Origin of the sequence: Moritella sp. F3 (genome assembly GCF_015082335.1) — a bacterium.
Lineage (GTDB): Bacteria > Pseudomonadota > Gammaproteobacteria > Enterobacterales > Moritellaceae > Moritella.
Genome location: NZ_BLRL01000024.1, coordinates 1 through 12,891 on the forward strand (window position 1 = coordinate 1; position 12,891 = coordinate 12,891).

The window sequence follows — 12,891 nt, forward strand, 5'->3', positions numbered from 1 at the left end:
TAAAAAGTAACTTTCGATACTGATAAACACCTTTACTTAGCGGCTGTTGCCGTGTCAGTGAGGTCGCATTATAGAGAGATGGCTGATGATGACAAGTCTTTTTCACATAAAAAATCAAAGATATTATTAATCACAACTTACCACCACGTTATACACAGCCTATGCATTTATATTTCAATAACACCAATATTTTTGTTTGTATTTCATACATTTTTTGACAAAATAAGACACAGCTATGATTTTTTTTAGCTTTTTATTGATACATTGAGATTGATTGTCGCTCTTCTATATATTCGTTACTATTAGGGACAAGAGTAACAATTGATAATTTATTCTTTCATATTAATCACTTATGTGTTTTCAGGGGTTCTTTAAAACGATGGGCTTTTCAACTTTATCCAATGCTACTCGAGCATCCGTTATTTCAGTAGCTATTGCTGTAATTGGTTTTGCAGTACTTTCTTTAACAGGAAGTACAATAGCAGCACCGATTGCGTTTGCAATTGGTGCCATTATTACTGGTATTACAATTAAATTAACAATACCTTCATCTTCAAGCAGCGCAGCTGTAGAAACAACGACTTTATATGTAGGTAACTTACCTTACCGAGCAAATGAAACATCTGTTCGTACATTATTTGCAGAACATGGGCAGGTATTATCAGTTCGCTTAATGAAAGACAAGCATACAGGTAAACGTCGTGGTTTTGGTTTCGTCGAAATGCCAGAGGCTGATGCGAAAGAAGCAATTCAATCGCTTAACGATGCTGAATACCAACAACGAACATTAAAAGTACGTGAAGCTAATGAACGCACTCTTCATCCAGCAGAGTAATTTACTTCATTAAATTATACGTCTATATATAAAGGCTGACTTAACCCTATTTCATTAAATAGGCTAGTCAGCTTTTTTTGTGCCTGTATTTTGGTACAGAACGCCTTTCCTGGATTACGTTGGTCAACTAAACGATTTTCATCCCCTAATATATCCTTAACACGAGATGCAATAGCGTTGCCTGAATCTATAAATTTAATATGCTCGCCAAGGATTTTTTCTAATTCATTTATAAGTAATGGGAAATGAGTGCAGCCGAGTACAACGACATCAGGGCTATTGCCTGGATCTTTCCACTTTGATACAACCTTACTGATTTCATCTAAGTCGACTGTATGACCGTATAGTTTATTTTCAGCCTGTAAGACTAAGCTTGTTGTCCCAATCATATCAATCTGACAATCCTGAGCATGTTCGCTCACCAGTAACTGAGTATATTCGCGTGACACTGTCCCCGGCGTAGCCAACAAACCGATGCTTTTCTTTTTACTGTGTAATGCCGCGGGTTTGATTGCAGGGACAACACCAACAAAAGCAATAGGGAAACGTTCACGCAAAGCAGGCAACACCAATGTACTAGCAGAATTACACGCAATGACGACAAGAGCAGGACTGTACTTTTCATACATGTAGCCGATTAACTGACAAACTCGTTCAACAAGAAACTCAGGTTCAAGCTCACCATAAGGGAAGTATGCATTATCAAACAGGTAAAGGTAGTCCGCGTTTGGTAATTGTTCTTTGATTGCTTTATATATAGATATGCCACCTACACCAGAATCAAAAATCAATATTTTACTCATGTACAAACCATTGGGAGATTATAAAAGCCATATAATAGTCAAGGGCAGGATAAATTGGAATAGGTAGATATAAAGAAGCCAGCATATAGCAGGCCTCTTTGGCATTACATTAGAACTCAATTACAAATTAAAATTCATAAGTAGCATTAATGTAGTAACCACGTTCAGGCGCAGGATACCCATCTGCCGTCTCATATTCTTTATCCAATACATTTTCTACACGACCAGATAACTTAAATTGAGATGTTATTTGGTACTGTGCAGATAAGTTCCAAAGGCTATATGATGCTAACACTACATCGTTATTATCAAACCGTTCACCTTGATATAAATACTGTAATGACCAATCAATATTATTCAAGCTCACGATACCTTGCCATTTAGCTTTATGTTTAGCACGTCGAACGAGCTCATCTCCGTCTGCATCTTTCGCATCCAAATACTCTAGAGATACGAGATTAGAAACAATACCAGTATCAAAGTCCAATGATAACTCTGCACCTTGTAAGATACTTTCACCATCAACATTTTCATAACGAGCAGTAGGCCAAACACCTACATAAGTAATCATATCTGAAATTTCATTTCTGTAGCCTTGTAGTGAAACATTAACCAAATTAGTGAAAACTTCAACTCCAGCTTCATAGCCTATTGACTCTTCAGGTCTAAGCTCAGGGTTGCCACTATCCGGATTTAATTCAGATAAATTAGGTGCTTTAAAACCTGTTCCAGCATTTGCAGTTAAACGTACCACAGGACTAACAAACCAGCCCGTACCAACATTCCAGGTAGTATTAGTTCCGTAATATTCATTGTCATCAGTTCTTACAGCTGTATTAACCGAAAGAGTATCAAGGCTAGTCAATAAGTTTAAAGACACAGCTTTATTATCTCTTGTCGTTTCTTTAGATGTTTCTGAAGCCCAATCCAAACCGCCCGATAATGCAAAATAATCATTTAGAACATAATTAGAAATCCAACTTAATGTTTCTTGTTCATAATGACTGTTATATGAAAATGTAGGAGAAGAACCAGGAACTAAGTTGAAATGTATATCATCTTGTTCTGCCTGAGAATATTGGATGTTAGACTCAAAGTCATCCAACTTATATTTTAAGCCCATAGACGTTGATTTATTTTCAACATTACCTTCATTTTTCCCTTTCGTTGGAGAAAAATCATCTACATACTCATATGTATTTTGATAATAGCGTAATTGAGCAAAACCAGAAATATTCTGATTAAATTTATGATTAAGTAAGAAAGAATAGCTATCACTTTCAAAACCATGTTTATCGCCATCATTTAAACCTGGATAAGGCTTAACATTGTAGCCATCTGTAGCTTCAAAATTTGCAGTCACTTTAGCTGAAGTTTTTTCTGTAATATTGGTATATAAGTACAGGTTTGATGTTTTATAATTATCACTGCCTAGCCCAGCACTAACAGATACTGAATCTTGAAGGCCGCCTTTAGTTATAATATTAATAACACCTGAAATAGCTTCAGAGCCATAGATTGCAGCTCTAGCACCACGAATAAACTCAATACGCTCAACTTGATTAATTGGGATCTGGTTAAAATCAATCGATAAGCCAACAGATGTAACCATACGGATACCATCAACTAATACCAAAGCGTGATCAGATTCGCCACCACGGACGAAAACACTCGCTAACTGCCCTCGCCCACCATTAGCGGCAACATCAACGCCAGGTAGCATACGGAAAACATCAGTAAGAGATTGCGCTTGTGTTAATTCAATATCATCACGAGTCATCACAGTAATAGGTGCAACTACATCAGAAACAGCTTGTTCGACACGGTTGGCAGTAACAACAGTTACTTCTTCATTATTGGTAGTAGATGGATCTTGGGCAAGAGCAGCGAACGGCAAAAGCGCAACTGCTAAGAGTTTTTTAGACATTGTAAATTTTTCCTATTTACGCGTAGAAAAAGAAGCCGAATCATTCAGCAAAATTGAGTATTTATTATTTTATATATTACTCAGGTTCCTATTGGAGACCGGCCTTAAGTGCTAAGCACTATCACCGTTGCGCGACAGGTCCAGAATCTAACTGGATTCCCCCAATAAATGCATGTTACTAAAATAGATAATTAGCTCTACTAAGAATAACGGCCAAAAGTATAAAGTCATGTGTTATAAATGTATATTTATAATTCGCTTATTTACAATTTCAAAATAAGACAAGGTAAGTATCAAGTTGAAAGTAAAATATGCTGGACAAACTATATTTGGGTCTTACAATCGCTACTCTTTTGTTTAGTATCTAACTACGGTGAGCCCACATGATCGAAATGCATCCCGACAACTACCAATCACAGCTTGATGAAAAAGCAGTTCGTCAACGTGAAACATTTAAAAAATTCTCACCACCAGAATTAGAAGTATTTGACTCTCCGGCTGAGAACTACCGTTTACGTGCTGAATTCCGAGTTTGGCACGATGGTGATGATCTTGACTACATAATGTTTGATCAAGAGACTAAGCAAAAAATCAAAATCGATTACTTCCTACCAGGTAGTAAACTGATTAACGAGATCATGCCAGCACTACTTGTCGAACTAAAAACATCTAAATTACTGCGCTTTAAACTTTTCCAAGTGGATTTTTTATCGACACTAAGTGGAGAGCTACTGGTTAGCCTGCTTTACCATCGCCAACTAAGTGATGAGTGGATAGCTGAAGCAAAAGCATTAAAAGAAAGATTAAGTGAACGCTTTAACATTAATATTATTGGCCGAGCTAAAAAGCAAAAAGTCGTTCTTGATCGTGAGTTCGTCGTTGAAGAGCTTAACGTTGCTGGCAAGAAGTTAAAATACAAGCAAGTTGAGAACAGCTTTACGCAGCCAAATGGTATCGTAAATCAAAAAATGCTTGAGTGGTCATTAGACGTGACTAAAAATTGTAGTGGTGATTTACTGGAATTGTATTGTGGTAATGGTAACTTTTCTATCGCACTTGCACCAAACTTCGAAAAAGTATTAGCGACAGAAATATCTAAATCATCGGTACAATCAGCGCAATACAACATCGCAGAAAACGGCTTAGATAATCTAACAATTTTACGTTTATCAGCCGAAGAGTTTACCATCGCAATTAATGGCGAACGTGAATTCAATCGCCTGAAAGCGGCAAAAGTAGATTTAACCACGTTCAATTGCAACACAATCGTTGTCGATCCACCCCGTGCAGGTCTGGATGCTGAAACAATTAAAATGGTGCAAGGGTACGATAATATTGTTTACATTTCTTGTAGCCCAGAAACGTTAAGTGACAATCTAGAGTCATTGAGCCAAACACATAATATTGAACGTTTTGCGCTATTCGACCAATTCCCGTATACCCACCACGTGGAGTCAGGTGTCTACTTAACGAAAAAGTAAGCGAAGATCGTTAAGTAAACGAATTCACTATAGTCTGAATAGATAAAAGCCCGTTAACAAGCGTATTGTTAACGGGCTTTTTTAATAGGCCTAAATTAAGTCTCGGCTTTAGGACTAAACACACCAATCGTTTTTGCAACCCAAACCGACAAACCAAGTACCAACATTAACGGTAAAAAGTTACTGCCCAGTTCAGGGTATTCAATGCGAACAAAGGTGGTATATGTCAGTACACCTATCACAAACAAACCTAAAGATGATTTACTTATACGACTCTCAATTGCACTTGTCATATAAATTTGATACCAATTATAAGCCACCAGCGCTAATGCGATAAGAGGAAAAATACTAAACTGCACTTCGCTTGTGGTTAAGGTTGCGAATGTCGCATTACCACATAGGCCAGCTAAAAAAGCGAAATATAATGGTTTATAACCTGCTTGATTTTTTGTCGTCATTTCAACACCTCAATTTTCATGGTTTACAGCGTAATACCTCTTGTCATTTTTAATACCGCTGCGCCTTTTGCAATCATTCTTAATTGCATTATAGTACGATCAGACAGTGCACGACGCTCTTCGTTCGATAAATCTAGCGCTTCAGCACCAGCATTAAAAACAATTGTGACCATTGCCTCAGATTGAATCTTCGCTTCATCACGGTTTAACTTTGTTGATAGCTCAATATAATCGGTAAGTTCATGGCTAAAATGGCGTAATTCACGAGATACCGCGGCACGAAATGCGGATGAAGTACCAGAACGTTCACGTAATAACACCCGAAAAATATTAGGATTCTGTTCTACAAATTCCATAAATGTTTCTACCGAGGTTTGGATCACGCTGCCACCCGTCTCGATACGCTGTCGTGCTTGGCGCATTAACTGTCTTAGGGTAAGACCACCTTCATCAACCATAGTTAAACCCAATTCTTCCATATCGCAAAAATGGCGATAAAAAGACGTAGGGGCGATCCCAGCCTCACGTGCAACTTCACGTAAGCTCAAATTTGAATAGCTGCGTTCAGCGGTCACGAGTCGAAATGACGCGTTGATCAGTGAACGACGGGTTTTTTCTTTTTGCTGGGCTCTAATTCCGGTCATAATTTCAGTCATTTATTAAGAGGTTGTTAACACAGATATTATCATACTACTTTCGAGCCTATCGGCAACTAACTTATTACTTACTTCGCGAACACCACAAAAATAAACAGCAGCTCAATGCTAAAAATAAAAAGGTCAGCGATATGCTGACCTTTTGCGATTCAATATAAACAGTGTATCTTTAACCTGTTAAGATCTCAGACCAACTTAAATTACGATCGCCAAGTACAATAAAATCAGGATTCTTTAAGCTATCACGCTGATTGTAAGATAACGGGGCTAAATTCAAATCAAGGATCGCACCACCCGCTTCAGCAACAATGCATTGTGTCCCTGCAGTATCCCACTCACCAGTAATGCCAAAACGTATATAACAGTCCGCTTTACCTTCTGCCACTAAGCAACCTTTTAAACTCGCAGAACCAAGAGATTGTAATTCTAAGTCAATATCATCAGCAACCAAGTGACGAATATTATCTGGATTCTGAACTCGACTCACAACAACATTTAAACTCGTTAATGGTTGTGGACAGGTATGGCTGAATATTTGCTCTTCACCTACAGCAGTTTCTTTATATGCGCCCTCACCATCAACAGCCCAATATAGGACGTCATCTTTAGGGCCATAAATCATACCTAATATAGGTTTGTTCTTATGCACTAACGCAATAATCGTCGCGAAATCACCACTACGAGAAATGAACTCTTGAGTGCCATCGAGTGGATCCAATAACCAATATGTTTCCCACGATTGGCGCTCAGCAACGGCAATGTCACAATCTTCTTCAGACAAAATAGGAATATCAGGGGTCAACAACGCGAGTTGCGCAGAGAGGTATTCGTGAGCAGCAATATCAGCACTGGTAACCGGAGTATGATCCTGTTTAATTTCTTGTTCGAATTCACCCGACTGGTAAATATCATAAATAACAGCGCCGGTGGCGCGGGCAATCTTTTTTAACGCTGGAATTAGGGTCATTACTTGCATATCGCTTTTCCTACTTTATTCTCGCCATAGCTTAATGATTTAGTATTACTTATCTAATTGTTTTAGGGCAAGTAATAATGCACAAATAGCACGAGATTCTGTTATTTCATCATGATCAAGGAGTTCATTTGCCTTCGCTAAAGGCCACTTGATGATTTCGAGCGGTTCAGGTTCATCACCTTCTCGAGATTCAGGGTATAAATCTTGCGCAAGGTAGATCTGCATATGAGCAGAAAAATAACTTGGCGCTAAATTAATTTCTTTAAGTAACGTGAGCGATTTAGCGCCAAAGCCTATCTCTTCCATTAACTCTCGGTTAGCAGCAAGTAAAGCGCTTTCACCTTTATCGATTGCGCCTTTCGGAAAGCCAAGTTCATAGCACTCGGTACCAACCGCATACTCACGGATCAAAATAAGATTATTGTCCGCATCAACAGGAACCATCATCACCGCACCGTAACCGCCGCCTTTCATTCTTTCGTAAGTCCGTTCAACACCATTAGAAAAACGTAATGCAACGGATTCAACTTTAAATAATCGGCTTTGAGCAACGATGCTCGTGTTTAATATTTCGGGTTTTTGATGTGTCATTTTAATTTTGCATCCTTGTCATAACGCCACGCACTACATAACAATATTATATCCGTCCGGCGTAATTAATTTTATATTCGCCTTTGGCATTTTCTTTACCAATATAGCGTAAATTACTGCGTAATGATTGAGGTAATTCGTCACTTGGTACTAATACAGCAGAAAGCGTGTACTTGCCTTTATTTTCTAATTTGGCGACACCTGATAATTTTAACTGAGTAGAGCTTTGCTTAATGTTAGCGACAATAGCACCACCATCACAACTTAAACTCGCAACCGCAGAATCGATCATCACGGTGCCCAACAACGATTCAACCTCTGCGTTAGACCAGCTCAATTGCCCATCGAACTGCTGACACCAAGGTTGCCCCTGCTGAAACTCTGCAATCGTTAATTTAATATTACCTTTAGTCGTCACAGGCAATGGAACATTGCTTGCATTCACAAGCCATTCAGAGCTCGCTGTCGCAGTAAAGTCTTGAGCATATACACCTGCGCTTGAGTAACCCACTTCACCATTACCACGTAAGCTATTTTTACCTCGACCAAATTCGACGTTCACTTGCGCAGACCCGGTCAATAACGCTAACACGGAGGTATTCCAACGCACATCTTCTACTTCAATTTGATTAAACGATACCCGTTGAGCCTCACCTCGCCATACGGTCCCTTCAACCTGGCTTATCGTTATGTTAGCCGGTAACGGGACATAAGATAATGCCAATGACGCAGGTAGCGTACCGACAAGAAACGATCCATAAGCCGCAGTAACAAAGCCTAACATTAAGAGTTTACTTCTCATGTTCTTTTTCCTAACTGTAAGCGACGTACTTTAACCATACCTTTCGTATCAGAGACACTCAAATCGATATTTTGGATCTCAATCGCATATTGCTTATTTAGCTTTTCTAACCATGCGGTTAGTTGATTGAAGTTGACATCATCAATCCATACTTGCAATGAATCTGTTTTAGCCTGAATACGTGAAATCGCAATTTTATTACGCGCAGCACTGCGACTAACAAGTTGATTCAAGTCACCAGCGTCAACACGAGCAACTTGCCCGCCCTGTAGCTCTGTGATTTTTTGCCCTAGCACTTTAACATCGGCTAATGTTTGAGTTTGTACGTTAACTTTGCGCTGAGTATTCATAATGCTATCTTGTAGCGGTTGCCAAAGTAGCCAATAACCACCAGCAAGCAGTAAAGTCGCAATTAGTATGCTAATAAGTTGCTTTTCTTTTTGCTCTAATTGTTGCCACTGTGCTTTCATTTTTTACCCTTTATATCAAGCGTCCCTTGGACACGGCCATCACGCTGACTTAGTGTCCCTTGCTCAACTACAAACTGTGTTGATAGTGATGATTTAAATTTATCAAAAACTTGAAAATCAGTCGCACTGGCTTGTAATCGTAAAGAACCTTGCTTGGTATCAAATCGAACAGAAATAGGCTGAATACCTAAGTTCTGCTTAAATGTTGGGGTTAACTGACCCAGCATCACTAAGAAACCGGTATTATCACCACCGCCACGTAAATCATTTAATCGACTTTGCATTTGTTTTTTAACTAAGCGTGCATTCAAACGCATTTTTTTCGGTTTAAACACCGTTTTATAAACTTGCTTAATCTCGTTTTCTAACGCTGTTTGTTGTTGCTCTAATTTATTTAAAGTGACAAATTGATTTGCAAATATCATCACCACAGCCAAACCAGCGGCGATAGCGGTACCACGCCATAACTTAAGTGCCACGTTTTCTTCACGCACCACCTTATACTGACCTTGCAATAAATTATAACGGCTGGCTATCGCACCCTCTGCACATAACTTCATTGGCAATTCAATATGCTCTTGCTGCCAGTTGTCCAATCTCAGAACCTCAATGGCAGAATAACTCATCACGGCTTGCACGCTACGAGCATCATCCTCTTCCTTCACTCCTGAAGAGGCTAGAACAAACTCTAACAACTCACTTTCAATGCATAGCCCTTGCGTTAGCGTCTGTCTAATTAGCCATTGCCCATCCAACTCGATCGCACTCCAGTGATCTTCACTGTAGGGTAAGGTCAGCGCATCAGGAATGTATTGTTCACATACTAACTCAGCATCAGCTAACCAAGATTGCCAAAGTTGCATTTTTTCGTGTGCAACAACCGCAACAGAAACAGTATTTGCAACCTTGTCTAATACCGAAAAGTGTAGTTTATCAATATCACTACTCAATTCTTGCTCTAGCATATAAGGCAAAGCATTGAGTAATTGTTTATTACTACGCCCGGGTAGTTCCACACTTTTAAAGGTGACATCACAGCTTGGTAATAAAGCGATAATGGCACGGCCACCAGCATGTGATTTAAGTTCTATAAGGTGCTCTGCACTTGCCAAAATACCCGATGCAATGATCTCATGCTCAGTGGTAGACCATACTAACCAATGTATTGCTTGTCGACTTTCACTGCCAAGCCTAACTACTAACTGCTCGCTCATTGAGCTCCTCCGAATTGTCGACGAATAACATAAACTACATCTTTGCTTTCAGCTTTAAATACCGATTCTACCTTGATGGTCGCGCTAGCAAATTCAGCCTGTAATAATGCGATAAAATAACTACTTTTTATATCAACGCTATTTTTTTCTGCCGCGTTCATTTCAAGCCCTTTCAATGCGGCTAACATCCAAAAATCTGCCGTTGTTTCCCAACCACTACTCGGTCGTTGTTCCAGTACAGAACTTGCGACGTCTAATGATAACTTGCCAGTAAACATCCCCGCCAAGACTTCCGGTTTATCAACCGCAATCGTATTAACATTAATCTTTAAAGCACTGGTTGGTAGCGCACAAACATAAGGTCGTATCTTGCGATAAACCGCTTGAGTAAAACCTTTTATTGCCCGGAGTTCACTGATATTTAATATGCGTTGATTACCCGCTTGATAAGGATAATCGAGTGATTCATAGTAAGCATCTTCAACACCATAACTAGAAACAACATTACTATCGTCATCAATCCAATCACGTAGTGCATCACTCAGTTGCTCCGCCTCGTAAGCATCAAACTCAAGTTGTTCCAATAAATTACGGAACTGGCGTACAGATAATGGTGCTTGTGCGTCTTTGTCTTCACCTGTCACCGCATTAACATTAAAACAGGCCTGCATATCCAAGACCTGGCCACCAATCTGACCATTTTCAACTGGATATATCATCCCTTCGGTAGCCCAATACTGATCTAAATTAATCGTATCATCGTCCTTTAACGCCTGTTTGAGGCCTTTTTCAACTAACGCTTCAGCGCCATAGGCATACCACAAGGCTTGCTGATGGGTAATAATATTACTCGTTCGACGTAATTCTAGCTGCAGTCGTGACGACATATTACTCGCAATAATAACCATCACAGCAAGAATCAGTAATACCGTCAGCAATGCAATTCCACGCTGTTTAGGGGCTGCGTTCATTAGCTTTCCCCTTCTTCGTTGCTGCTATCACTATCAATGGTTGCTTTAGGTAATAAGAATAAACGTTCAACTTCACCAAATCGTTTTAAAGTAAGCGTTATTTTTACGCCATCCGGTAATGCCTTCTTATTGGTCCAAGTCTCAGCCCACTTCTTTTCGTGGTAAAACTCAAACGTCATGGCTTCGACATTCTCTAGAATTAACTTTCGCTTAGGCTCTTCACCGATTGCAGGGTCTAAGTAGACATAGCTTAAGCGCTCTAAGTGCGCGTCTTTAACACGGTATATTACCCGCTGTAATGAAGCACGAGGTAGCTTTGATAATGGATTACGCCAGCCACTTCGCGTAAAAGCAATGCCATCTTCATCACTATCAAACATGAATTTACCTGCTTGTAATGGCATTGCAGTCTGCGAGTCATCGCTGCGATTGTTACGTGCATTCATTTGTTGAAAATCACGTTCAACAATAACCATCGCACGTTGCAGTTGCTTTAACGCATCACCTCGCTCTCTGGATATTTCATCACTGCGTAACACCCCTTGCAATACTTGATAAGCCCCTAAACTGAGTAGAGCAAAGATAGCAATAGCAATCATCATCTCAATCAGGGTAAATCCCGTTTCATCGCCTGTAGATTGTCTTTTCATTTAGCGCACCATATAGGTAAGCAAGTGACCGACTCTTGACTCATACTTCTTATCCGTTGCAACTTCTACTGTCACCCCGACAAAATCACTACTGTCTGTCGACTCCGCCTTGTAACGCCAATACCAAGTGCGCCCAGCCAATTCAGTATCACCTTTACGCCATGATTTACCTGGAATTGTGTTGGCCATTTTCAATTCTGTCAGCGTATTACTCGCGACCCAGTTAGCAAATGTTTTTTCTTCTAAATAAGCTAAGCTGCTAAGGTTCTCTGTCGCCACTTTCATTACCGCAAGTCCTGCGGTAGCAAATACTGACATCGCGACCATGACTTCAAGTAACGTCATTCCCACTTGCTTAAATTTTGTTTTATTGCCTGAATGTGGTTTCATTAAAACTCATCCGCCATCGAGTTAATCATTAAATCTCCATATTCATCGAATAGAACCTTAACAGCGCTATCACCAAGATCGGCATCCATATAGGTGAACGTCAATGTAAAGTCTGTAATTTCACCACTTGAATAAATGAAAATATCAGGTTCGATACGATCTTTTTTGTCAGCCCCTTCAAATAAACCATCGTCATCTTCAAACAAGCCATCATCGTCAGCAAAGAGTTTACGAGAACCTAAAAAACTACCTTCGGCTTGTAACCCTGCTAGCTCAAGCGAAAGCAGTATGTCTTCTTTCAGTTCTTTCTTGGCAAAGAATTTGGAGTCGTCCAATGCACTCCATCTGTCATTGTCATCTAAATACACAAATTGATACTGCTGCGCTTCAATGACCAGCCCCATTTCAATACTACTTAGTAGCGCTTCTTCTTCAGCCAATTCTAATACACCAATAAAGCGCGCTGCAGCTTGTTTAAGTTGTCGGTCAGGCCCAGAGGAACTCATCGTCATCACGACGCCCGTTATCATCATGCCCATTAAGAAGATAACTAGCATTATTTCTAATAGTGTAAAGCCAGCTTCTTGATGAGTACGAATCTTCATTGTATTCCTTTGATTATGATTGATCTGTATAGAGAGAATAAGAACAACACCAGATATGTTTA

The 12,891-nt window shown here is 39.6% G+C and carries 15 protein-coding genes; 2 read left to right on the forward strand and 13 right to left on the reverse strand.

Annotated elements, in window-relative coordinates; genetic code table 11:
* The first annotated feature begins 379 nt into the window (after positions 1-379).
* Positions 380-835 (forward strand): RNA-binding protein, encoded by a 456-nt coding sequence (locus JFU56_RS21860; RefSeq protein ID WP_198439334.1) that lies wholly within the window; start codon positions 380-382, stop codon positions 833-835.
* Between the two features lie 14 nt (positions 836-849).
* Here the strand turns inward: JFU56_RS21860 and murI are convergent, their stop codons facing one another.
* Complete coding sequence (gene murI / locus JFU56_RS21865) at positions 850-1,638, reverse strand: glutamate racemase (RefSeq protein WP_198439335.1); 789 nt, start codon at positions 1,636-1,638, stop codon at positions 850-852.
* A gap of 127 nt (positions 1,639-1,765) precedes the next feature.
* Positions 1,766-3,565: a TonB-dependent receptor domain-containing protein gene (locus JFU56_RS21870; protein WP_198439336.1), complete on the reverse strand. Its 1,800-nt coding sequence runs from the start codon at positions 3,563-3,565 to the stop codon at positions 1,766-1,768.
* Between the two features lie 383 nt (positions 3,566-3,948).
* On the opposite strand from JFU56_RS21870, the gene trmA reads away from it, so the two are divergent.
* Positions 3,949-5,046: a tRNA (uridine(54)-C5)-methyltransferase TrmA gene (trmA, locus tag JFU56_RS21875; RefSeq protein WP_198439337.1), complete on the forward strand. Its 1,098-nt coding sequence runs from the start codon at positions 3,949-3,951 to the stop codon at positions 5,044-5,046.
* A 95-nt stretch (positions 5,047-5,141) separates the two neighbouring features.
* Here trmA and JFU56_RS21880 read toward each other — a convergent pair whose 3' ends face one another.
* From JFU56_RS21880 to gspH, 11 genes are all read right to left on the reverse strand, one after another.
* Positions 5,142-5,504, reverse strand: a complete 363-nt coding sequence (locus JFU56_RS21880; protein WP_198439338.1) for a DUF1422 family protein — start codon at positions 5,502-5,504, stop codon at positions 5,142-5,144.
* A gap of 23 nt (positions 5,505-5,527) precedes the next feature.
* Positions 5,528-6,148, reverse strand: a complete 621-nt coding sequence (fabR, locus tag JFU56_RS21885; RefSeq protein ID WP_019629001.1) for an HTH-type transcriptional repressor FabR — start codon at positions 6,146-6,148, stop codon at positions 5,528-5,530.
* Positions 6,149-6,329: 181 nt separating this feature from the next.
* Complete coding sequence (gene cysQ, locus JFU56_RS21890; protein ID WP_198439339.1) at positions 6,330-7,136, reverse strand: 3'(2'),5'-bisphosphate nucleotidase CysQ; 807 nt, start codon at positions 7,134-7,136, stop codon at positions 6,330-6,332.
* Positions 7,137-7,181: 45 nt separating this feature from the next.
* A complete protein-coding gene (gene nudE / locus JFU56_RS21895) occupies positions 7,182-7,727 on the reverse strand; it encodes an ADP compounds hydrolase NudE (RefSeq protein WP_198439340.1) in 546 nt (181 codons plus the stop codon).
* A 46-nt stretch (positions 7,728-7,773) separates the two neighbouring features.
* Positions 7,774-8,529 (reverse strand): type II secretion system protein N, encoded by a 756-nt coding sequence (locus JFU56_RS21900; RefSeq protein ID WP_198439341.1) that lies wholly within the window; start codon positions 8,527-8,529, stop codon positions 7,774-7,776.
* On the reverse strand, positions 8,526-8,999 hold the full coding sequence (gene gspM / locus JFU56_RS21905; RefSeq protein ID WP_198439342.1) for a type II secretion system protein GspM: 474 nt from the start codon (positions 8,997-8,999) through the stop codon (positions 8,526-8,528). Before gspM ends, JFU56_RS21900 begins: the two co-directional genes overlap by 4 nt.
* The gene (gene gspL, locus JFU56_RS21910; protein ID WP_198439343.1) at positions 8,996-10,213 is read right to left on the reverse strand and encodes a type II secretion system protein GspL; all 1,218 of its coding nucleotides are present in this window, start codon (positions 10,211-10,213) and stop codon (positions 8,996-8,998) included. The genes gspM and gspL overlap by 4 nt, the downstream gene beginning before the upstream one ends.
* Positions 10,210-11,184: a type II secretion system minor pseudopilin GspK gene (gspK, locus tag JFU56_RS21915; RefSeq protein ID WP_198439344.1), complete on the reverse strand. Its 975-nt coding sequence runs from the start codon at positions 11,182-11,184 to the stop codon at positions 10,210-10,212. Before gspK ends, gspL begins: the two co-directional genes overlap by 4 nt.
* The gene (gspJ, locus tag JFU56_RS21920) at positions 11,184-11,834 is read right to left on the reverse strand and encodes a type II secretion system minor pseudopilin GspJ (protein ID WP_198439345.1); all 651 of its coding nucleotides are present in this window, start codon (positions 11,832-11,834) and stop codon (positions 11,184-11,186) included. Before gspJ ends, gspK begins: the two co-directional genes overlap by 1 nt.
* Positions 11,835-12,224, reverse strand: a complete 390-nt coding sequence (gene gspI, locus JFU56_RS21925) for a type II secretion system minor pseudopilin GspI (RefSeq protein WP_198439346.1) — start codon at positions 12,222-12,224, stop codon at positions 11,835-11,837. It abuts the gene before it with no gap.
* Positions 12,224-12,829 carry a type II secretion system minor pseudopilin GspH gene (gene gspH / locus JFU56_RS21930; RefSeq protein WP_198439347.1) on the reverse strand — a complete coding sequence of 202 codons (606 nt, stop codon included), beginning with the start codon at positions 12,827-12,829 and terminating at the stop codon, positions 12,224-12,226. Before gspH ends, gspI begins: the two co-directional genes overlap by 1 nt.
* Positions 12,830-12,891: the final 62 nt, after the last annotated feature.